Origin of the sequence: Janthinobacterium glycogeni (assembly GCF_051380725.1) — a bacterium.
Classification (GTDB): domain Bacteria; phylum Pseudomonadota; class Gammaproteobacteria; order Burkholderiales; family Burkholderiaceae_D; genus Janthinobacterium.
In genome coordinates this window covers 77,466-95,617 of sequence record NZ_JBNYXP010000001.1, presented here as the reverse complement: position 1 = coordinate 95,617, position 18,152 = coordinate 77,466, and the positions used below count along the sequence as shown (strand labels likewise).

At 62.5% G+C, this 18,152-nt stretch carries 21 protein-coding genes and 2 tRNA genes; 17 read left to right on the top strand and 6 right to left on the bottom strand.

Annotated elements, in window-relative coordinates; all coding sequences use genetic code 11:
- The first annotated feature begins 135 nt into the window (after positions 1-135).
- The 9 genes from ACQ4W4_RS00440 (at position 136) to ACQ4W4_RS00400 (ending at position 8,172) form a co-directional block, all read left to right on the top strand.
- Positions 136-2,346 carry an EAL domain-containing response regulator gene (locus ACQ4W4_RS00440; RefSeq protein ID WP_436540338.1) on the top strand — a complete coding sequence of 737 codons (2,211 nt, stop codon included), beginning with the start codon at positions 136-138 and terminating at the stop codon, positions 2,344-2,346.
- A 157-nt stretch (positions 2,347-2,503) separates the two neighbouring features.
- Positions 2,504-3,346: an urease accessory protein UreD gene (locus tag ACQ4W4_RS00435; protein ID WP_436540337.1), complete on the top strand. Its 843-nt coding sequence runs from the start codon at positions 2,504-2,506 to the stop codon at positions 3,344-3,346.
- Between the two features lie 25 nt (positions 3,347-3,371).
- Positions 3,372-3,674: an urease subunit gamma gene (locus tag ACQ4W4_RS00430; RefSeq protein WP_034751936.1), complete on the top strand. Its 303-nt coding sequence runs from the start codon at positions 3,372-3,374 to the stop codon at positions 3,672-3,674.
- Positions 3,675-3,704: 30 nt separating this feature from the next.
- The gene (locus ACQ4W4_RS00425; protein WP_436540336.1) at positions 3,705-4,034 is read left to right on the top strand and encodes an urease subunit beta; all 330 of its coding nucleotides are present in this window, start codon (positions 3,705-3,707) and stop codon (positions 4,032-4,034) included.
- A gap of 1 nt (position 4,035) precedes the next feature.
- Complete coding sequence (ureC, locus tag ACQ4W4_RS00420) at positions 4,036-5,736, top strand: urease subunit alpha (protein ID WP_436540335.1); 1,701 nt, start codon at positions 4,036-4,038, stop codon at positions 5,734-5,736.
- Positions 5,737-5,749: 13 nt separating this feature from the next.
- Complete coding sequence (ureE, locus tag ACQ4W4_RS00415; protein WP_436540334.1) at positions 5,750-6,274, top strand: urease accessory protein UreE; 525 nt, start codon at positions 5,750-5,752, stop codon at positions 6,272-6,274.
- Positions 6,274-6,954, top strand: coding sequence for an urease accessory protein UreF (locus ACQ4W4_RS00410; RefSeq protein WP_436541101.1), 681 nt, complete (start codon positions 6,274-6,276; stop codon positions 6,952-6,954). The genes ureE and ACQ4W4_RS00410 overlap by 1 nt, the downstream gene beginning before the upstream one ends.
- A gap of 22 nt (positions 6,955-6,976) precedes the next feature.
- The gene (ureG, locus tag ACQ4W4_RS00405) at positions 6,977-7,615 is read left to right on the top strand and encodes an urease accessory protein UreG (protein ID WP_436540333.1); all 639 of its coding nucleotides are present in this window, start codon (positions 6,977-6,979) and stop codon (positions 7,613-7,615) included.
- Positions 7,616-7,626: 11 nt separating this feature from the next.
- Entirely contained in the window at positions 7,627-8,172 is a 546-nt protein-coding gene (locus ACQ4W4_RS00400; protein ID WP_436540332.1) for a HupE/UreJ family protein, read from the top strand.
- Here the strand turns inward: ACQ4W4_RS00400 and ACQ4W4_RS00395 are convergent.
- Complete coding sequence (locus tag ACQ4W4_RS00395; RefSeq protein ID WP_436540331.1) at positions 8,169-8,780, bottom strand: 1-acyl-sn-glycerol-3-phosphate acyltransferase; 612 nt, start codon at positions 8,778-8,780, stop codon at positions 8,169-8,171. The genes ACQ4W4_RS00400 and ACQ4W4_RS00395 overlap by 4 nt on opposite strands.
- A 248-nt stretch (positions 8,781-9,028) precedes the next feature.
- On the opposite strand from ACQ4W4_RS00395, the gene ACQ4W4_RS00390 reads away from it, so the two are divergent.
- Positions 9,029-9,250: a hypothetical protein gene (locus tag ACQ4W4_RS00390; protein WP_436540330.1), complete on the top strand. Its 222-nt coding sequence runs from the start codon at positions 9,029-9,031 to the stop codon at positions 9,248-9,250.
- 136 nt (positions 9,251-9,386) lie between these two features.
- On the opposite strand, the gene ACQ4W4_RS00385 is transcribed toward ACQ4W4_RS00390, so the two are convergent.
- The 3 genes from ACQ4W4_RS00385 to ACQ4W4_RS00375 form a co-directional block, all read right to left on the bottom strand.
- Complete coding sequence (locus ACQ4W4_RS00385) at positions 9,387-10,451, bottom strand: alkene reductase (RefSeq protein WP_436540329.1); 1,065 nt, start codon at positions 10,449-10,451, stop codon at positions 9,387-9,389.
- A gap of 56 nt (positions 10,452-10,507) precedes the next feature.
- Positions 10,508-10,804, bottom strand: a complete 297-nt coding sequence (locus tag ACQ4W4_RS00380) for an ArsR/SmtB family transcription factor (protein ID WP_436495310.1) — start codon at positions 10,802-10,804, stop codon at positions 10,508-10,510.
- A 123-nt stretch (positions 10,805-10,927) separates the two neighbouring features.
- The gene (locus ACQ4W4_RS00375; RefSeq protein ID WP_035819959.1) at positions 10,928-11,290 is read right to left on the bottom strand and encodes a DUF1304 domain-containing protein; all 363 of its coding nucleotides are present in this window, start codon (positions 11,288-11,290) and stop codon (positions 10,928-10,930) included.
- A 192-nt stretch (positions 11,291-11,482) separates the two neighbouring features.
- Here ACQ4W4_RS00375 and sugE point away from each other — a divergent pair, with 192 nt between their 5' ends.
- Together sugE and ACQ4W4_RS00365 are read left to right on the top strand one after the other, a co-directional pair.
- Entirely contained in the window at positions 11,483-11,803 is a 321-nt protein-coding gene (gene sugE, locus ACQ4W4_RS00370; protein ID WP_070217981.1) for a quaternary ammonium compound efflux SMR transporter SugE, read from the top strand.
- Positions 11,804-11,826: 23 nt separating this feature from the next.
- Positions 11,827-12,156, top strand: a complete 330-nt coding sequence (locus ACQ4W4_RS00365; RefSeq protein ID WP_436504389.1) for an SMR family transporter — start codon at positions 11,827-11,829, stop codon at positions 12,154-12,156.
- On the opposite strand, the gene ACQ4W4_RS00360 is transcribed toward ACQ4W4_RS00365, so the two are convergent.
- Entirely contained in the window at positions 12,157-13,119 is a 963-nt protein-coding gene (locus ACQ4W4_RS00360; protein ID WP_436540328.1) for a M14 family metallopeptidase, read from the bottom strand.
- Between the two features lie 140 nt (positions 13,120-13,259).
- On the opposite strand from ACQ4W4_RS00360, the gene ACQ4W4_RS00355 reads away from it, so the two are divergent.
- Positions 13,260-14,372, top strand: a complete 1,113-nt coding sequence (locus tag ACQ4W4_RS00355; RefSeq protein ID WP_436540327.1) for an acyltransferase family protein — start codon at positions 13,260-13,262, stop codon at positions 14,370-14,372.
- 3 nt (positions 14,373-14,375) lie between these two features.
- On the opposite strand, the gene ACQ4W4_RS00350 is transcribed toward ACQ4W4_RS00355, so the two are convergent.
- On the bottom strand, positions 14,376-14,840 hold the full coding sequence (locus tag ACQ4W4_RS00350; protein WP_436540326.1) for a hypothetical protein: 465 nt from the start codon (positions 14,838-14,840) through the stop codon (positions 14,376-14,378).
- Between the two features lie 148 nt (positions 14,841-14,988).
- Between ACQ4W4_RS00350 and ACQ4W4_RS00345 the strand changes: the two genes are divergently transcribed.
- The 4 genes from ACQ4W4_RS00345 to infC all read left to right on the top strand — a co-directional run bounded on the left by ACQ4W4_RS00345 (position 14,989) and on the right by infC (position 17,927).
- Positions 14,989-15,065 (top strand) — tRNA-Val (locus ACQ4W4_RS00345).
- 89 nt (positions 15,066-15,154) lie between these two features.
- Positions 15,155-15,231: transfer RNA gene (locus tag ACQ4W4_RS00340), tRNA-Val, on the top strand.
- A 215-nt stretch (positions 15,232-15,446) separates the two neighbouring features.
- Positions 15,447-17,354, top strand: a complete 1,908-nt coding sequence (gene thrS, locus ACQ4W4_RS00335; RefSeq protein ID WP_071326353.1) for a threonine--tRNA ligase — start codon at positions 15,447-15,449, stop codon at positions 17,352-17,354.
- Positions 17,355-17,366: 12 nt separating this feature from the next.
- Complete coding sequence (gene infC / locus ACQ4W4_RS00330) at positions 17,367-17,927, top strand: translation initiation factor IF-3 (RefSeq protein ID WP_205711303.1); 561 nt, start codon at positions 17,367-17,369, stop codon at positions 17,925-17,927.
- The last annotated feature ends 225 nt before the right edge of the window (positions 17,928-18,152 follow it).

Genomic DNA, 18,152 nt, shown 5'->3' with positions numbered 1-18,152 from the left:
CTAAGTGGGGCCGATGGATGGTGCTGAATTGCAATAAAGATTATGATGATAGTACGTAGTTCATCGCAAAGAAAATGTCTTGTCCAGCGTGGCAACGGACCGCCGCGCCTCATCCAAAGCTGAGAGAACTGCTACATGCACCGCGATTTTTCCGAAGTGAATGCTAAGGGCGAAGTACTGATCGTTGAAGATACGCCGGCTTCGCTGAAGCTGTTGAGCGATTTGCTGGGCGGCGCCGGCTACGCGGTGCGCCAGGCGCCGAACGGCGAGCTGGCCCTGTGGACAGCCCAGGCGCGCCCGCCGGAGCTGATCCTGCTCGACGTGCGCATGCCGGGCCTCGACGGCTTTGAAGTATGCCGCCGCCTGAAGGAGATACCGTCCCTGCGCCAGGTGCCGGTGATCTTCCTGTCGGCCCAGTACGATACGGACGACAAGGTGCGCGGCTTTGCGCTGGGCGCCGTCGATTTCATCGCCAAGCCCTTCCAGGCCGAGGAAATCCTGGCCCGCACCGACGCCCACGTGCGCCTGGCGCGGGCGCAGCTGCAGCTGGCGCAGGAGCGCGCCAACCTGGAACGGCGCGTGGCCGAACGCACGGCCGAACTGGAGCAGGTGGCCAGCACCCTGGCGCGCGAAGTGCAGATCCGCCGCGCGAATGAGGAATTGCTGCGCCTGTCGGGCCAGGTCTTCGAAGCGACCCAGGACGCCATCCTGATCACCGATCCCGCCGGCGTCATCGTCACGGCCAATCCCGCCTTTACGCGCATCACCGGCTACGCGGCGCAGGAAGTGGTGGGCACGGACATCCTGCGTCTGCACGCCGAACACACGGGCGAAGCGGTGCTGCAGGCCCTGCGCCAGGGCTTGCGCAGCAGCGGCTGCTGGTCGGGCGAGGTGCAGACGCGGCGCAAGAGCGGCGACACCTATCCCTGCCTGCTCAGCGCCTCCACCGTGCACGGCCCGGATGGCGCCGTCGTCAACTACATCGGCGTCTTCCTCGACATCAGCGAGCGCAAAGCCGAACAGCATCTGATCGACTTCCTCTCTTACCATGACGCGCTGACGGGTTTGCCGAACCGCGTGCTGCTGCGCGAACGCTTCGAACAGGCGCGCGCGAACGCCGTGCGCGACAGCCAGCAGGTGGTGCTGATGTGCCTGGACCTGGACCGCTTCAAGAACATCAACGATTCGCACGGCCAGGCCGTGGGCGACAAGGCGCTGCAAGTGGTGGCGCGCTTCCTGTCCGGCTGCGTACGCGAGGGCGATACCGTGGCGCGCCAGGGCGGCGACGAATTCCAGATCCTGCTGCAGGACGATGCCCTGCTGGGGCGCACCCTGGGGCTGGCGCAAACCATCCTGGCCGGCTTGCGCGAAGAATTGAGTGTTGACGGCGAGCGCCTGGCGCTGACCACCAGCATCGGCATCGCCATGTGCCCGGCCGACGGCGACAGCCTCGACGACGTGCTGCGCCACGCCGACACGGCCCTCGTGCGCGCCAAGGAAATGGGGCGCGACCATTACGCCTTCTTCACGGAGCGCATGGGCAGCGATATCCGCGCCCGCCTGGCCATGCAGCAGCAGCTGCGCGGCGCCATCGGCCGCGACGAATTCGAAGTGCACTACCAGCCCCAGATGTGCCTGCGCACGGGCGCCTTGCTGGGCGCGGAAGCCTTGCTGCGCTGGGAAAATCCGGTGCTGGGCAAGGTGCCTCCCGGCCTGTTCATCGCGCTGGCGGAGGAATACGGCTTGATCACGGCTATCGGAGAATGGGTGCTTGAAAGCGTGTGCGCGCAGATCCGCGTGTGGCACGATGCGGGCCTGGGCAGCATCAAGGTGGCCGTCAACCTGTCCGGCAAGCAGTTCGCGCAGGACCGCACCGTGCCTTTCGTCGAGGCGGCCCTGCGCAAGTACGGCATCGCGCCCGCCTGCCTCGGCATCGAGATCACGGAAAGCACGGTGATGGGCGACCCGGACAAGGCCGTGGCGGCCCTCACGCGCCTGAAGGATATCGGCGTGGGCATTTCGCTCGACGACTTCGGCACCGGCTATTCCAGCCTCGGTTACCTAAAGCGCTTTCCCATCGACGTGCTGAAGATCGACAAATCCTTCGTCGACGACGTCACCACCAGCAGCAGCGACGCGGCCATCGCCCGCTCCGTCATCTCGCTGGCGCACAACCTCGATATGCGCGTCATCGCCGAAGGCGTGGAAACGCGCGAGCAGGTCGCCTTCCTGACGGAACACGGCTGCGATGAAATGCAGGGCTATTATTTCAGCCGCCCCCTGGGCGCCGCACTGTTTACGGCCTTGCTGCGCGAACGGCGCACCCTGGCCATGGCCTGGGCATAAGCGCCGCGGTGCGGTCGATGCACCAAGCCGGTGCGTCCGCTGCAGCGCGGTGCACGATTCTCATTGTTCCGTCACCTGACGCTGGCACATATCCTGCTTAGGTAATCGCTTATTTACGCGATTGCCCCGCATGCCAGACAGCAGCCATCCTCCAGTCATGCCGACACCAGCGAGCGCACACGGCGCCTGGCAGGCGCACCTGCGCCTGGGCTTTGCGCTGCACGATGGCGTCAGCCGCCTCGTCGAGCGCGCGCACAGCGGTCCCCTGCGCGTGCAAAAGCCCCTGTACCCGGAAGGCGATGCAGTCTGCCACGCCATCATCATCCATCCGCCCGGCGGCGTGGTGGGCGGCGACCAGCTGGCCGTCGACGCCACGGCGGGCGAGGGCGCGCACGCCTTGCTCACGTCACCGGGCGCCGCCAAGTGGTACCGCGCCAACGGCCATGTCTCGGGCCAGCACATCGCGCTGCGCGCGGGCAGCGGTGCGGCGATCGAGTGGCTGCCGCAGGAAAGCATTTTCTTCGACCAGGCTTGCGTACGCCTGCGCCATGAGGTGGAACTGGCGGCGGATGCCGGCTACATCGGCTGCGACATCGTTTGCCTGGGCCGCAGCGCCGCAGGCGAAATTTTTAACACGGGCAGCATCAGCCAGCAGGTGCAGATCCGCCGCGGCGGCAAGCTGCTGTGGTGGGAGCAGGGCGTGCTGGCCGCCGGCGGCGCCTTGATGGCCAGCCCGCTGGGATTGGGTGGGCACACCGTGTGCGCCACCCTGATCGCCGTCGGCACGCAAGTTTCGCCCGCCGTGCTGGCGGCCGTGCGCGAGATCGCCGTGCCGGCCGGCGCCGCGTTTGGCGCCACGCACATGAAATCGCTGGTGGTGGTGCGCCTGCTGTGCGGCGACAGCGAGGCGGCGCGCCGCATCATGCTGGCAGCATGGCAGTTGCTGCGCCCCGCCATGCTGGGACGCGACGCCGTCGTGCCCCGCATCTGGAACACTTAATCAGGAAAGAAGCGCAAGGAAAACCATGGACCTGACTCCCCGCGAAAAAGACAAACTGCTCATTTTTACGGCCGCGCTGCTGGCCGAACGGCGCCTCGCGCGCGGCTTGAAATTGAATTATCCGGAAGCGGTGGCCCTGATCAGCGCCGCCATCATGGAAGGCGCGCGCGATGGCAAGTCGGTGGCGCAGCTGATGTCGGACGGCACCAAGATACTCTCGCGCGCCGACGTCATGGACGGCATCGCCGAGATGATCCCCGACATCCAGGTGGAAGCGACGTTTCCTGACGGCAGCAAGCTGGTGACCGTGCACCACCCGATACCGTAACCAACCAAGCGACATTGACAGGAGCCCCTCATGATCCCAGGCGAATACCAATTGGAAGAAGGCGAAATCAGCTTGAACGCGGGGCGCGCCACGGCCACCGTGGTGGTGGCCAACCGGGGCGACCGGCCGATCCAGGTCGGTTCGCACTTTCACTTTTTTGAAGTCAATCCGGCATTGGCCTTCGAGCGCTGGCGCGCCTACGGCATGCGGCTGAACATCACTGCCGGCACCGCCGTGCGCTTCGAGCCGGGCCAGCAGCGCACGGTGGAACTGGTGGCGCTGGCGGGCGAGCGCAAGGTTTACGGTTTCAACGGCGCAGTGATGGGCGAACTGCAGGACACACCACCGGGAAAGGATTGAGATGGCCAGCATTCCCCGCAGCGCGTATGCCGAGATGTTCGGCCCCACCAAGGGCGACCGCATCCGCCTGGCCGACACGGAACTGTTCATCGAGATCGAGCATGACTACGCGATCTACGGTGAGGAAGTGAAATTCGGCGGCGGCAAGGTGATCCGCGACGGCATGGGCCAGTCGCAGCGCTGCGCGGCCGAGGTGATGGACACCGTCATCACGAATGCCGTCATCCTCGACCACTGGGGCATCGTGAAGGCCGACATCGGCCTGAAAAACGGTCTGATTTTCGGCATCGGCAAGGCGGGCAACCCCGACATCCAGCCCGGCGTGACCTTGGCCATCGGCGGCGCCACCGAGATCATCGCCGGCGAAGGCATGATCGTCACGGCCGGCGGCGTCGATACGCACATCCACTTCATCTGCCCGCAGCAGATCGAGGAAGCGCTGATGAGCGGCGTGACGACCATGCTGGGCGGCGGCACGGGGCCGGCCGTGGGCACGGCCGCCACCACCTGCACGCCGGGGCCGTGGCATTTGCACGCCATGCTGGCGGCGGCCGACGCCTTCCCGATGAACCTGGGCTTCATGGGCAAAGGCAACGTCAGCTTGCCGCTGCCGCTGGAAGAGCAGGTGCGCGCGGGCGCCATCGGCCTGAAACTGCACGAAGACTGGGGCAGCACGCCGGCCGTCATCGACAATTGCCTGTCGGTGGCCGAGCGCATGGACATCCAGGTGGCGCTGCACAGCGATACCCTCAACGAAGGCGGCTTCCTCGAGCACACCCTGGCCGCCTTCAAGGACCGCACCATCCACACGTTTCACACGGAAGGGGCGGGCGGCGGCCATGCGCCCGACATCATCGCCGCCGTGGGCCAGTCCAACGTGCTGCCCTCGTCGACCAACCCCACGCGCCCCTTCACCGTCAACACGCTCGACGAGCACCTGGACATGCTGATGGTGTGCCACCACCTGGATCCGGCGATTGCCGAAGACGTGGCGTTCGCCGAGTCGCGCATCCGCCGCGAAACCATCGCCGCCGAAGATATCTTGCACGACATCGGCGCCATCTCGATGATGTCGTCCGACTCGCAGGCGATGGGGCGCGTCGGAGAGGTGATCATGCGCACCTGGCAGACGGCGCACAAGATGAAGGTGCAGCGGGGAGCGCTGGCGCCCGACACGGCGCGCAGCGACAACTTCCGCGCCAAGCGCTACATCGCCAAGTACACGATCAACCCGGCCATCACGCACGGGATTTCGCACGTGGTCGGCTCCATCGAGGCGGGCAAGATCGCCGATATCGTGCTGTGGAAGCCCGCCTTCTTCGGCGTCAAGCCGTCGATGATACTCAAGGGCGGCATGATCGCGGCCGCGCAGATGGGCGACCCGAACGCGTCGATTCCCACGCCGCAGCCCGTGCACTACCGCATGATGTTCGGCGCCTTCGGCGGCGGCCTGAAAAAGTCGTTTACGTTTGTGTCGCAGGCGGCCTACGACCTCGATATCGGGCATCAATTGAAACTGAATAAATCCCTCATCGCCGTGAAAAACATGCGCGGCCTGCGCAAGGCGGACATGATCCATAACGGCGCCACGCCGCACATGGAAGTGGACCCGGAAACCTACGCCGTGCGCGCCGACGGCCAGCTGCTCGTGTGCGAGGCGGCCGCCGTGCTGCCCATGGCGCAGCGCTATTTTCTATTTTAAGCGGGAGACAAGCATGCTCACTTTGCATACCAAACTGGCGGCGGACGATCACCGCGCCGCCGTTGCCCAACTCGTGCTGCCCTACGACCAGCGCGAAAAATGCCGGCTGCGCGCCGTGCTGTCGAATGGCGAGGACGTCGCCGTGTTCACCGTGCGCGGCACGGTGCTGCGCGACGGCGAGCGCATGACCGGGCCGGAAGGGCAGGTGGTGCAGATCGTCGCCGCGCGCGAGCCGACCTATCTGGTGCGCTGCGCGGATGCGCACACCCTGCTGCGCTGCGCTTTTCATCTGGGGAACCGCCATACGCAGGCGCAGGTGGGTGACGGCTTTTTGCGCATCCGCAAGGACGTGGTGCTCAAGGAGATGCTCGAAGGCTTGCAAGCGACTGTGACGGAAGAAAGCGCGCCGTTCGAGCCGGAGGCGGGCGCGTATGGCGGCGGCCATGGCCACCACGACGGCCACGGCCAGCACTTGCTGGCTCCCGTGCCGCTGCGGCAGAAAATCCACCGCCCCGGCGACACGCCAGGCGCCGCATGATGCAGGCATCGGCCCTGCTGCATCTGCTGCAGTTCGCCAGCCCGGCCTTGCCGATCGGCGCCTACAGCTATTCGCAGGGGCTGGAAGCGGCGCTGGAATCGGGCCTGGTGCACGACGCGGCCACGGCGCGCGACTGGATCGCGCAGCATCTGGCGCAGGTGGTGGCGCGCTGGGAGGCGCCCCTGTGCTGGCGCTTGATGCAGGCGTTTGAAGCGCAGGATCTGCGTGCCGTGCAGCGCTGGAGCGAGCGCTTCATCGCTTCGCGCGACACGGCGGAATTTCGCGCCGAAACCATCCAGATGGGCTATTCGCTGACCAAGCTCCTGGCCGAGCTGGGCGTGGCCGACGGTGTGCTGATCGACATGCTGCAGGGGCAGCCCGAAGTGGCCCTGCCCACGGCCTATGCCTGCGCCGTGGCGGCGCTGACCATTCCGCGCGAAGAGGCGCTGCTGGCCATGCTGTTCGCGTGGGCGGAAAACCAGGTGCTCGTCTGCGTGAAATCCGTGCCGCTGGGGCAGGTGGCGGGCCAGAGACTATTGCTGTCGCTGCGGCCGGACCTGGAAGCGGCGGCCGTCACGGCGCAAACCTTGGCAGACGACGAGATGGGCAACTGGGCGCCAGGTCTGTCGCTGCTGTCGATGCGGCACGAAGTGCAGTACAGCCGCTTGTACCGTTCCTGAACTATTCAACGAGAGAGCAAACATGACATCGATTACCTCCAATCCCTTGCGCGTGGGCATAGGCGGCCCGGTCGGCTCGGGCAAGACGGCCCTGTGCGAAATGCTGTGCAAGGGCATGCGCGAGCGCTACGACATGGCCGTCATCACGAACGACATCTACACCAAGGAAGACATGGAAATCCTGCTGCGCGCCGATGCCTTGCCGGCCGAGCGGCTGATGGGCGTGGAGACGGGCGGCTGCCCGCACACAGCCATCCGCGAAGACGCGTCCATCAACCTGGAAGCGATCGCGCGCATGCAGGCCGATTTTCCCGATCTTGACTTGATCCTGGTCGAATCGGGCGGCGACAACCTGGCCGCCACCTTCAGCCCGGAACTGTCGGACCTGACGATTTACGTGATCGACGTGGCTGGCGGCGAAAAAATCCCGCGCAAGGGCGGGCCCGGCATCACGCGCTCGGATTTGCTCATTATCAACAAGACGGACCTGGCGCCGTACGTGGGCGCCAACCTGGACATCATGGCGCAGGACGCCAAACGCATGCGCGGCGAGCGCCCCTTCGTGTTTACCAACCTGCGCAGCGGCGACGGCGTGCAGGTCGTCATCGATTTTATCCGCGAGCAAGGTTTGCTCGATCAACCAGGCAAGGAGCTGCAATGAGGGCAAGACTGATGAAGAAAACAGCCGCCGTGGCGGCCCTGTGCCTGCTGGCCTTGCCAGCGATGGCCCACCCCGGTCATGGCGAGAGCGCCGGCTTCCTGGCCGGCTTCGTCCATCCGTTCACGGGCATCGACCATTTGCTGGCCATGCTGGGCGTGGGTCTCTGGGGCGGCCAGCAGCGCCTCAGCCTGGCCCAGCCCGCCGCTTTTCTCGGCATGATGCTGCTGGGCGCACTGGCCGGCATGGCGGGCTTGACGGTGCCCGGGCTGGAAGCGGGCATCGCCGCCACGGTGGCGCTGGTGGGGCTGGCCATCGCGCTGGCGCTGGCCTTGCCGAACTGGCTCGGCATGGGACTGGTGGGCCTGTTTGCGCTGGCGCATGGCAATGCGCATGGCCAGGAATTGCCGGCCGCAGCGGCCGCATGCGGCTTCATGCTGGCCTCGGCTATCCTGCTGTGCGCGGGACGTTTCATCGGCCAGGTGCTGGCCGAGCGCATGCTGCGCCTGGCAGGCGTGGCCTTGACGGCCGCCGGCGTGGTGCTGATGGGACTGAATTAAGAACCGGGACGGCGCTCCGACAGCACGATGGGCGCCGCTTTTTCAGGATGCAGGCCCTGGTGGCCCGCATACACGGCGGCGATGGTGGCCATGTCGGCCTCCTTGTCGCCCGTCAAGTATAAATGGTCGACGACGCCCAGCACCTTGTTCGGGTAGTCGATGTAGACCAGCAGCAAGGGTACCTTGGCGGCCACGGCCAGGTGATAAAAGCCGCTTTTCCAGTTCGGACGGTAGCTGCGCGTCGCTTCCGGCGTGATGGCCAGCCAGTACCAGTCGGCGGCCAGCATGCGTTCGGCCTGGCGCTGGATCGTGCCGCTGGTGGTGCTGCGGTCGACGGGTTCGCCGCCGAGGTAGCGCAGCACCTTGCCCATCGGGCCGCGGAACAATGAATCCTTGGCCAGCCAGCGGAAGGGCAAGGACAGTGCCCATTTGCCGAACAGACCCACCATGAAATCCCAGTTGGACGTGTGCGGGTAGACGACGGCGATGCCGCGCGGCCCCGGCAAGGGGCGAAAGCGCATGCGCCAGCCGAACAGGTGCAGCACGCGCAGCGCGCAGCGCTGGTGCCAGGTCGGCAAGTCGCCCGCTTGTACAAATAAATCGTCCATTGATACCCTTCAGTGACACTGTTCTAATGGGATGGCGCTGGTGGCCATTTTCCTTGAAGCAAAATTCTGCGCAGGCATTCTATACGGGGCTGGCGATGGCGACAAGCAGCCGAGGCCGCTATTCATGCGGTGTCGGGGCCGTTGCTGCCGCTATTTTAACGATGCATTGTCACTGTGTCGGGCACTAAATGCGCACAATGTGGTCAAAACTTGATGCAGCGTTGATCCACCCGACAGGGAGCCAGGGCATGAAAAACAGCAGCGACGATGTAACTGGGGAGCAGGTGCGAACGGACAAAGTGATGGCCGAGCTCGTCGAGCGGGGCGTCGCTTTCCATCACACTCTGGGGCGGACGGTGGCGACCGCCTATTTGCGCGAACACGCGGTACCGGTCGAGGTGATACGCCGCGTCTTCAGCAGTGTGCAGGCGCGTCGCCCGGCGCGGCCGGCACGGCGCCGATGGCGCTGAAGCCGGGGAAACGGTGGCGCAATAAGAAGGCGGCGGGCGCTGCGATCGTCACGCAGTCAGTTGCGTTGGTATCGTTGCGTCCGCCGCCAAGAGGGTGAGCGGCGCAGTGCCGCTCAGCGTGCTTTCAGGGTGCCGTTCAGGCTTGTGCCGCCAGTGCCGGGTAGTCCGTGTAGCCGGCAGCATCCGGTGCATACAGGGTGTCCGGGTTCAGCGGATTGAGCGGCGCGTCACTGTGCAGGCGAACGGGCAGGTCGGGGTTGGCGATGAACCAGAGGCCAAACGCCACGGCATCGGCTTCTCCCTTGGCCAGCAAGGCTTCGGCTGCCGCCTTGTCCATTTTCTCGTTGGCAATGTACACGCCGCCAAATTCCTGCTTCAGGTACGGGCCCAGGCGGTCGTCACCGAGCGCTTCGCGAGCGCAGATGAAGGCGATGCCCCGTTTGCCCAGCTCACGCGCCACATAGCCGAAGGTGGCGCGCGGGTTCGAATCGCCCATGTCGTGCGCATCGCGGCGCGGCGCCAGGTGCATGCCGACCTTGTCGGCGCCCCACACGGCTATGCACGCGTCCGTCACTTCCAGCATCAAACGGGCGCGGTTTTCAATCGAGCCGCCGTAGTTGTCGGTGCGTAAGTTGGTGCTGTCTTGCAGGAACTGGTCGAGCAGATAGCCATTGGCGCCATGGATTTCCACGCCGTCAAAGCCCGCTTTTTTCGCATTTTCGGCGCCCAGGCGGTAGGCTGCCACAATGCCGGGAATTTCTTCCGCATCGAGCGCGCGCGGCGTGACGTATTCCTGTTTCGGGCGGACCAGGCTGACATGGCCGGCCGGCTTGACGGCGCTGGGCGCCACAGGCAGGTCGCCATCGAGGAAGACGGGCGCGGAAATGCGGCCCACATGCCACAGCTGCAGCACGATCAGGCCGCCCGCGTCATGCACGGCCTTGGTGACGTGTTTCCACCCTTCCACCTGCTCGTCGGACCAGATGCCGGGCGTGTCGGCATAGCCCACGCCCTGCGGCGTGACGGCCGTCGCTTCTGAAATGATCATGCCGGCCGAGGCGCGCTGCGTGTAGTACTCGGCCATCAGGGCGTTGGGCACGCGGCCAGGATTGCCGGCGCGCGAACGCGTCAGCGGCGCCATGATGATACGGTTTTTCAGTTGCAGGCTGCCAATGGTGATGGGGTCGAATAAAGTTGCCATGATTGCTATCTTTCCTGTCGAGAGTGCCGCGAACGGCGATATGGATGGGGTTGCTGTTACAAACCTTGCTGCATGTGGTCCAGAAAGGCCTGGATGGTGGCTTCATTACGCTTGAAAAAGCTCCATTGGCCAACTTTTCTGGTGGAAATTAAGCCGGCCTTTTGCAGGGTGCTCAGGTGTGCCGAGACGGTCGATTGCGATAGTCCCAGCCGGCGATCGATCAGGCCGGCGCAGACGCCGAAGTCGAGCGGATGGTCCTGTTCGCAAAAATACTGCTCCGGCTCCTTCAGCCACTGCAAAATCTGCCGCCGTACGGGATTGGCCAGCGCCTTGTGAATGGCGTCGATGTCCATGCTGTTTTCTCCTGGTCATATTCGTCTTCAAACGATATATGGTTCGTCTTTTATGAATTTCAATATCGGAATTTTACGATATATTCAAAAAACATGCTGGCCGGCGGATATTTCAGGCAAGTATCAGGCGAAGTGGAACAGCAGCAGGGCGATGACGGCAGGCACCGTTTGCAGATAGAGGATGCGCGTCATGACGGTGGCCGCGCCCCACACGCCGGCCACGGCGATGCACGCGAGGCCGAAGACGGTGAATGCATGGGCGATGGCGGCGTCCGGGTGAAAAAAGCCCAGCGCCAGGGCGGCGACGAGAAAGCCGTTGTAGCAGCCCTGGTTCGACATGGCGGGGCGCACGATCTCCGCCTTTTCCTTGGACAAGCCAAACACCTTGCGTCCGCGCGCATCGAACAGCACGGTTTCCAGCAGCACGATGTAGACGTGCAGCAGCAGGATGAGGGCGGTAAGGATTTGGGCCAGCAGCAGCATCATTGTTCCCGGGAGTGGATGGATGCCCAATTATGCTGCCATCCGCATATCTTTTGGCAATAGCACCAGAAAAAATGTTCTGGCGGCAAGAGCCTTCACCCGATGGTATACTTTTCCTTTTGCTCCTGTGGGGACGACCCCGCTCGATGTGGGGGCTGCATGGCGGGGACGACCCTGCCGCCTCAGGAGAGTACGATGGCGTGGATTATTTTAGTATTGGCGGGTTTGCTGGAAATCGGCTGGGCCATCGGCCTCAAGTACAGTGCCGGTTTTACCCGCCTCGTGCCATCGGTCTTGACGGCGGTGTCCATGCTGGGCAGCGTGGTGATGCTGGGCCTGGCCTTGCGCACCTTGCCGCTGGGCACGGCCTACGCCATCTGGACGGGCATCGGCACCGTCGGCACGGCCATCTTCGGCATCATGGTGCTGGGCGAGCCGGCCAGCGCCGCGCGCATCGCCTGCATCGCCCTGATCGTGTCGGGCATCCTGGGCTTGAAGCTGCTCAGCCCTCAATAAAGGATGCGAGCATGAGTCTTGCCATGACGTATTTCTACCTGGCCATCGCCATCATCGCCGAAGTGATCGCCACCAGCGCCTTGAAGGCGTCCGACGGCTTCAGCCGCTTGTGGCCCAGCATCATCACCGTGGTCGGCTACAGCATCGCCTTCTGGTGCCTGTCGCTGACTTTGAAGGTGATTCCTACCGGCATCGTGTATGCCATCTGGTCCGGCGTGGGCATCGTGCTCATCTCTGCCGTCGGCTGGTTCTGGTTCAAGCAAAGCCTGGACACGCCAGCCCTGATCGGCCTGGGGCTGATCATTGCCGGCGTGTTAGTGATCAATTTGTTTTCAAAATCCGTCGGACATTAATCAAAAGCTGCTGGCCACCCGCGCCAGGTAATACCACTCGGCATTGGCTTGCGCGTTGACGTCCGGGAACAGGATGTAGGCGTCGTACTCGGCCGTCACGGGCGTGCCATCGGCGCGCACGCCGATCTGCTCGCCCTGTTTCACCTTGTCAAAGCTGGACCAGGTCTTGATGAAGCGGTCGCTTGCATGCAGCTTGTCGTGCACGACGACCATGTTCAGCGCTTCCATGTCGGCGTCGGCGATCGGCTCCGGCTGCGGCGCGTCGATGAAGCCGAGGAAGGCGAGGGTGTTCATGATGGCGCGGTAGGCCACGTCCGGCGCGGCCGGGTCCGCATGCTGGCCGCACTCCAGGGTGAGGGCGTAACCGCCCGTCGAGCGCATGTATTCGGTCGTGCCCACGCCGTAGCGCAGGACCAGGCCCACCTGGTCGCTATTGCCCAGGCGGCGCTGCACGCCCTGGCCATACGCATGCAGCCAGCCGTCGACGAAGCGGCGCACGCCCAGGCGGCGCGCCAGCGCGCGTTCCTTGTCTTCATGTTGAAACGGTTGCAGCGGACCATCGTTGTTGCGCGGACCTACCATGACGAAGGGCTGGCTGTCGGCATTGAACGAGTGCAAGTCCAGCAGCACGTCGTGCTGGCCCAGCAGCGGGCACAGCCAGTTGGCGATGCGGTCCTCGAAATCCTGCGGATGGTCGTTCGGGAACAAATTACGGTTCAGGTTGCGGTCGCCGCTGCGCACGCCCTTGGCGTAAGCGAGCGGGTTGGTGATGGGCACGAAGGTGACGCTGCCGGCGAGAATCGAGAGAGCGCCGCTGTCGAGTTCAGCCATCACGCGGTGGATGCCCTTGGTGCCGCAGGTTTCATTGCCGTGCACGGCGCCGGTGACGATCAGGCGCGGGCCGCTGCCCTGGCCCGTGTAGTTGATGGACTTGAAGTGGAGTGCGCTGCTCATGCTGGACATATCCTATGCTGTTGCGGGAGGGGGAAAGCGGGGTCGGCATATTTTAGCGGGATTCGCCGTGCACGCCTGCAAAAAGTTGGCCATGGCAGGGTGCGCCATGGCATGATCGGCGCCACCGTTGTTTTTCCTTGCCGAGATCCATGTCGTTTTCTTCCTCTTCTTCGCGCCTGTACGGCCTCGATACCTTGCGCGCGCTGGCCATCGTGCTCGTGTTCATGAACCATTATTTGCTGTTCGTCAGCGAGGGCGGGGCGTTCGGTTTCTGGGGCGAAATCGGCTGGGTGGGCGTCGACCTGTTCTTTGCCCTCAGCGGTTATCTGATCGGCAACCAGATCTTTGCAGCGCTGCGCAGCGAACACGGTTTTTCCCTGTCCCGCTTCTATGCGCGGCGCTTCCTGCGCACCTTGCCCAGTTTCTATGCCGTGCTGGCCCTGTATTATTTGTGGCCCGCGTTTCGCGGTGACAGCGCGCTATTGCCGCTGTGGAAATTCCTGACCTTTACGCAAAACATCCATCTCACGCCGGGCACGGCGTTCTCGCATGCGTGGTCGCTGTGCGTGGAAGAGCAGTTCTACGTGTTGCTGCCGGCCGTGGCGCTGGCGATCGCCGCCTGCCGCAAGTCGCTGCTGTGGGCCTGGCTGGCCGTGGCCGCAAGCTTTATCGCCGGCATGCTGGTGCGCGCGTATCTGTGGGATGAATACGTGCAGCTGCCGCGCGGCGGCTTCGGCTATTACAAGTACATCTACTATGCCTCGTGGTGCCGCTTCGACGAGCTGGTGGCGGGCGTGGCGCTGGCGCTGCTGAAGAACTACCACCCCATCGCCTGGACGCGCCTCACCTCATACGGCAACCGCACCATGCTGGCGGGAATCGCGGGCACGGCGCTGATGTTTTATGTGTTTTTGACCGATCACTATGGCTATTGGGTGACGGTGTTCGGCTATCCGGCCCTGGCCGCCAGTTTTGCTTTGCTGCTGATTGCCGCGCTGAGTCCCGGCAGTGCGCTCTATCAACTGCGCGTGCCGGGCGCGGCCAGCCTGGCCCTGTGGTCGTATGCGATTTACTTGCTGCACAAGCAGTTGTGCATTCTGCTGCGCCCGCTTTTGCAGGATATCGGATATGGTCCGGACAGCATCCCTGCGATATTGGCCAGTATCGCTGTCAGCATCGTCACGGGCTGGCTCTTATATAGAGTGGTGGAAACGCCGTTCATGCGCTGGCGAGCGCGCTACGTGCCCGCGAATCACGCTTGACGATCACATATCGATCACGTCCAGTCCCCGCGGCGTGCCCACCAGTAATTCCAGGATCGCATGCACGCGCAGGTTCGTGTCTTCATGTTCCGTGTTGACGATCAAGGCGCGCAGGCCGGGCACGGCTTCCGCGATGTGGTCGCTGGCGTAGGCATTGATCAATAACAAGACCAGGTCCGTGGCGCCCGCGCCGGGCTGGCGCCGCAGCCGGTCGTGGATCACGTTCAGCAGCGCGCGCTGCATGCGCGGCGTGGGATTGGTGATATAGGCGAAGACGCTCGGCGTGTTGGCGATGGCCGCGCAGATGCGCCGTTCGATCTCGTCGGGCTTCACGTCGGAGGCGATATCGAAATACGCGGCTTCCCAGCGCGTGCGCGCGTAGGGGTGATTGGGCGGGAAGGAGTCGGCCGTTTCAAAACCGCAGATGCGGCTCAGGGTTTTCAGCCAGGCGAATAGGGTGGAGTTCATGCCGCGATTCTAGCGGCATTCCGCGCGCGCCGGGCCGACTCTGTATAAAGAGGGCTGACGCCCGGGAAGCGGATCAAAAACAGATTAAAGTTTCCTGTAAAACAGCCCTTGTCATTCTGGGAAAGCCTCTCTATAATGCTGGTCTTCGGGGCGGTTAGTTCAGCTGGTTAGAATACTTGGTCGACATCCAAGGGGTCGGGGATTCGAATTCCTCACCGCCCACCAGAATTTAGCAGCAGGCAGTTTTCAAGAGTTTTAAGCTGGCGCAAGCCGCAAGCGGTCATTCGAAATACAATGATCAACAAAAGTTTTACGGGCGGTTAGTTCAGCTGGTTAGAATACTTGGTCGACATCCAAGGGGTCGGGGATTCGAATTCCTCACCGCCCACCAGAATGCAGTTAGAGAGAAAGGGTAAACCGGTTATGACACCGCGAACTACTACCAAGCTTTGGGAGTGACGCTAGTCGAACGGGTTTCCTTTGTCTCAAAAAAGTGAAAAACGCGGCTAGTCCGCGTTTTTTTGCGTCTGCGTTTTCCTTTCAGTTTTTCAGTCCACACCATTCATTGCAGTTTTACCTGGCGCCAGCGCCGATATGGAGATCAATATGCTTACAATCCGACTTCCCGATGGTTCCGCCCGTCAATTCGACGGTCCGGTCACCGTGGCCCAGGTTGCGGCCAATATTGGTACCGGCCTGGCCAAGGCTGCCCTGGCGGGCAAGGTTGACGGCAAGCTGGTCGATACCTCCTATCTGATCGAGCAAGACGCGGAACTGGCGATTGTGACGGACAAGGACGCCGACGGCCTGGAAGTGATCCGCCACTCGACGGCCCACTTGCTGGCGTATGCTGTCAAGGAATTGTTCCCGGACGCGCAAGTGACCATCGGCCCCGTGATCGACAACGGCTTTTATTATGACTTCGCCTACAAGCGCCCGTTCACGCCGGAAGATCTGGTCGCGATCGAAAAGAAAATGGCGGAACTGGCCAAGAAGGATGAGCAAGTGACGCGCAAGGTTGTCGCGCGCGACGAAGCCATCGACTACTTCAAGGGCATCGGCGAAGCCTACAAGGCTGAACTGATCGGCTCGATTCCGGCCGACCAGGAAGTGTCGCTGTATTCCGAAGGCAAGTTCACGGACTTGTGCCGCGGCCCCCACGTGCCGTCGACGGGCAAGCTGAAAGTGTTCAAGCTGATGAAGCTGGCCGGCGCCTACTGGCGCGGCGACTCGAAAAACGAGATGCTGCAGCGTATCTATGGTACGGCCTGGGCCAAGAAGGAAGACCAGGAATTGTACCTGCACAACCTGGAAGAGGCGGAAAAGCGCGATCACCGCAAACTGGGCAAGCAGCTTGATTTCTTCCATTTCCAGGAAGAAGCGCCGGGTCTGATCTTCTGGCACCCGAAAGGCTGGTCGATCTGGCAGCAGGTCGAGCAATACATGCGCAATGTGTACCAGGTCAACGGCTACCAGGAAGTCAAGGCGCCGCAAATCCTCGACCGTGGCCTGTGGGAAAAAACCGGTCACTGGGATAATTACCGTGAAAACATGTTCATCACGGAATCGGAAAACCGCGCCTATGCGCTGAAACCGATGAATTGCCCCGGCCATATTCAGATTTTCAACAATGGCATGCGCAGCTACCGCGACTTGCCATTGCGCTACGGCGAATTCGGTCAATGCCACCGCAACGAGCCGTCGGGCGCCTTGCACGGCATGATGCGCGTGCGCGGCTTCACGCAGGATGACGGCCACATTTTCTGCCTGGAAGAGCAGATCGCCGGCGAAGTGACGGCGTTCCACCAGCAGGCGATGGATGTGTACACGGCGTTCGGCTTTACGAATATCGATGTGAAACTGGCCCTGCGCCCCGATAACCGCATCGGCACGGAAGAATCGTGGGATTTCGCCGAGGAATCGTTGCGTTCGGCCCTGCGCGCCTGTGGCGTGGAATGGACGGAATTGCCGGGCGAAGGCGCGTTCTACGGTCCGAAGATCGAATACCACCTGAAGGATAGCCTGGGCCGTGCATGGCAGGTGGGCACCGTGCAGATCGACCCGTCGATGCCGGGCCGCCTGGGCGCCGAATACGTGGCCGTGGACAATACACGCCAGGTGCCTATCATGCTGCATCGCGCGATCGTCGGTTCGCTGGAACGTTTCATCGGTATCCTGATCGAACACTATGCAGGCGCCATGCCGCTGTGGTTGTCGCCGGTGCAAGTGTCGGTGTTGAATATTTCCGACGCTCAAGCCGACTATGTACAGGAAGTTACAACAAAACTGCGCAAAGCGGGGCTGCGCGTACAGGCTGATTTGCGTAACGAGAAGATTACCTATAAAATACGTGAACATTCCGTACAAAAATTGCCTTACATCTTAGTAATTGGCGACAAAGAGCGGGATGCGAATACAGTGGCCGTGCGGGCGCGGGGCAATGTCGATCTGGGCGTCATGTCCGTCGATGCCCTGATTGAGCGACTCAAACATGAAGTCGACACCAAGGCCTGACGAGGAAACTCGCTGCACGACCGTCTTACAAGATTTTTAAAGGAAATTACAATAGCTACTGACAAGTCACATCGCATCAATGGCGAAATCACTGCCCCTGAAATGCGTTTAAGCGGGGTCGATAACGAGCCACTCGGTATCGTAAGTTTGGCTGAAGCCTTCCGCCTGGCGGAAGAGGCAAACGTCGACCTGGTGGAAATTGCGCCTACCGCGCAGCCACCGGTGTGCCGTTTGATGGACTACGGCAAATTTAAGTATTCGGAGCAAAAGAAAGCTCACGAAGCCAAATTGAAGCAAAAGATCATCCTCGTGAAGGAAGTCAAATTCCGTCCGGGGACTGATGATGGTGACTACAATATCAAGTTGCGTAATCTCATCAAGTTCCTCGAAGATGGCGATAAAACCAAGATCACCTTGCGTTTCCGCGGTCGTGAGATGGCGCACCAGGATATTGGCTTCCGCATGCTGGAACGTCTGAAAGCCGATCTGGAGCCGTACGGCCAGGTCGAGCAGTTCCCGAAGATGGAAGGCCGCCAAATGATCATGGTTCTTTCGCCTAAGAAGAAGAAGTAAGCTACAATAGCGTTTTACTGTGGATCGACGTGGTTTGTGCCAGCATTGGTGCGACACCAGATTCCAGGCAGAATTTGCGCGGCCCGCTCAGCAATGTGCGGGCCGCGTGAACTGTAGCGGACTCGCATCCGCTGCACAACATGTGAAAGCAGGCATCTAAGCGCAGCGTCGTGTTGCCACCTGCAATCCTGTTATAAATGGAGCTGTCCGTAAGAGGACAGATTG

What these genes read in the sequence shown, in the direction of transcription:
- sugE (WP_070217981.1), top strand. Translation starts at nt 11,483, where the DNA reads ATGGCGTGGATTATTTTAGTATTGGCGGGTTTGCTGGAAATCGGCTGG.
- ureG (WP_436540333.1), top strand. Translation starts at nt 6,977, where the DNA reads ATGACATCGATTACCTCCAATCCCTTGCGCGTGGGCATAGGCGGCCCG.
- ACQ4W4_RS00355 (WP_436540327.1), top strand. Translation starts at nt 13,260, where the DNA reads ATGTCGTTTTCTTCCTCTTCTTCGCGCCTGTACGGCCTCGATACCTTG.
- ACQ4W4_RS00375 (WP_035819959.1), bottom strand. Translation starts at nt 11,290, where the DNA reads ATGATGCTGCTGCTGGCCCAAATCCTTACCGCCCTCATCCTGCTGCTG.
- ACQ4W4_RS00430 (WP_034751936.1), top strand. Translation starts at nt 3,372, where the DNA reads ATGGACCTGACTCCCCGCGAAAAAGACAAACTGCTCATTTTTACGGCC.
- ACQ4W4_RS00440 (WP_436540338.1), top strand. Translation starts at nt 136, where the DNA reads ATGCACCGCGATTTTTCCGAAGTGAATGCTAAGGGCGAAGTACTGATC.
- thrS (WP_071326353.1), top strand. Translation starts at nt 15,447, where the DNA reads ATGCTTACAATCCGACTTCCCGATGGTTCCGCCCGTCAATTCGACGGT.
- ACQ4W4_RS00380 (WP_436495310.1), bottom strand. Translation starts at nt 10,804, where the DNA reads ATGGACATCGACGCCATTCACAAGGCGCTGGCCAATCCCGTACGGCGG.
- ACQ4W4_RS00365 (WP_436504389.1), top strand. Translation starts at nt 11,827, where the DNA reads ATGACGTATTTCTACCTGGCCATCGCCATCATCGCCGAAGTGATCGCC.
- ACQ4W4_RS00425 (WP_436540336.1), top strand. Translation starts at nt 3,705, where the DNA reads ATGATCCCAGGCGAATACCAATTGGAAGAAGGCGAAATCAGCTTGAAC.
- ureE (WP_436540334.1), top strand. Translation starts at nt 5,750, where the DNA reads ATGCTCACTTTGCATACCAAACTGGCGGCGGACGATCACCGCGCCGCC.
- ACQ4W4_RS00360 (WP_436540328.1), bottom strand. Translation starts at nt 13,119, where the DNA reads ATGTCCAGCATGAGCAGCGCACTCCACTTCAAGTCCATCAACTACACG.
- ACQ4W4_RS00350 (WP_436540326.1), bottom strand. Translation starts at nt 14,840, where the DNA reads ATGAACTCCACCCTATTCGCCTGGCTGAAAACCCTGAGCCGCATCTGC.
- ACQ4W4_RS00435 (WP_436540337.1), top strand. Translation starts at nt 2,504, where the DNA reads ATGCCGACACCAGCGAGCGCACACGGCGCCTGGCAGGCGCACCTGCGC.
- ACQ4W4_RS00400 (WP_436540332.1), top strand. Translation starts at nt 7,627, where the DNA reads ATGAAGAAAACAGCCGCCGTGGCGGCCCTGTGCCTGCTGGCCTTGCCA.
- ureC (WP_436540335.1), top strand. Translation starts at nt 4,036, where the DNA reads ATGGCCAGCATTCCCCGCAGCGCGTATGCCGAGATGTTCGGCCCCACC.
- ACQ4W4_RS00385 (WP_436540329.1), bottom strand. Translation starts at nt 10,451, where the DNA reads ATGGCAACTTTATTCGACCCCATCACCATTGGCAGCCTGCAACTGAAA.
- ACQ4W4_RS00390 (WP_436540330.1), top strand. Translation starts at nt 9,029, where the DNA reads ATGAAAAACAGCAGCGACGATGTAACTGGGGAGCAGGTGCGAACGGAC.
- ACQ4W4_RS00410 (WP_436541101.1), top strand. Translation starts at nt 6,274, where the DNA reads ATGCAGGCATCGGCCCTGCTGCATCTGCTGCAGTTCGCCAGCCCGGCC.
- ACQ4W4_RS00395 (WP_436540331.1), bottom strand. Translation starts at nt 8,780, where the DNA reads ATGGACGATTTATTTGTACAAGCGGGCGACTTGCCGACCTGGCACCAG.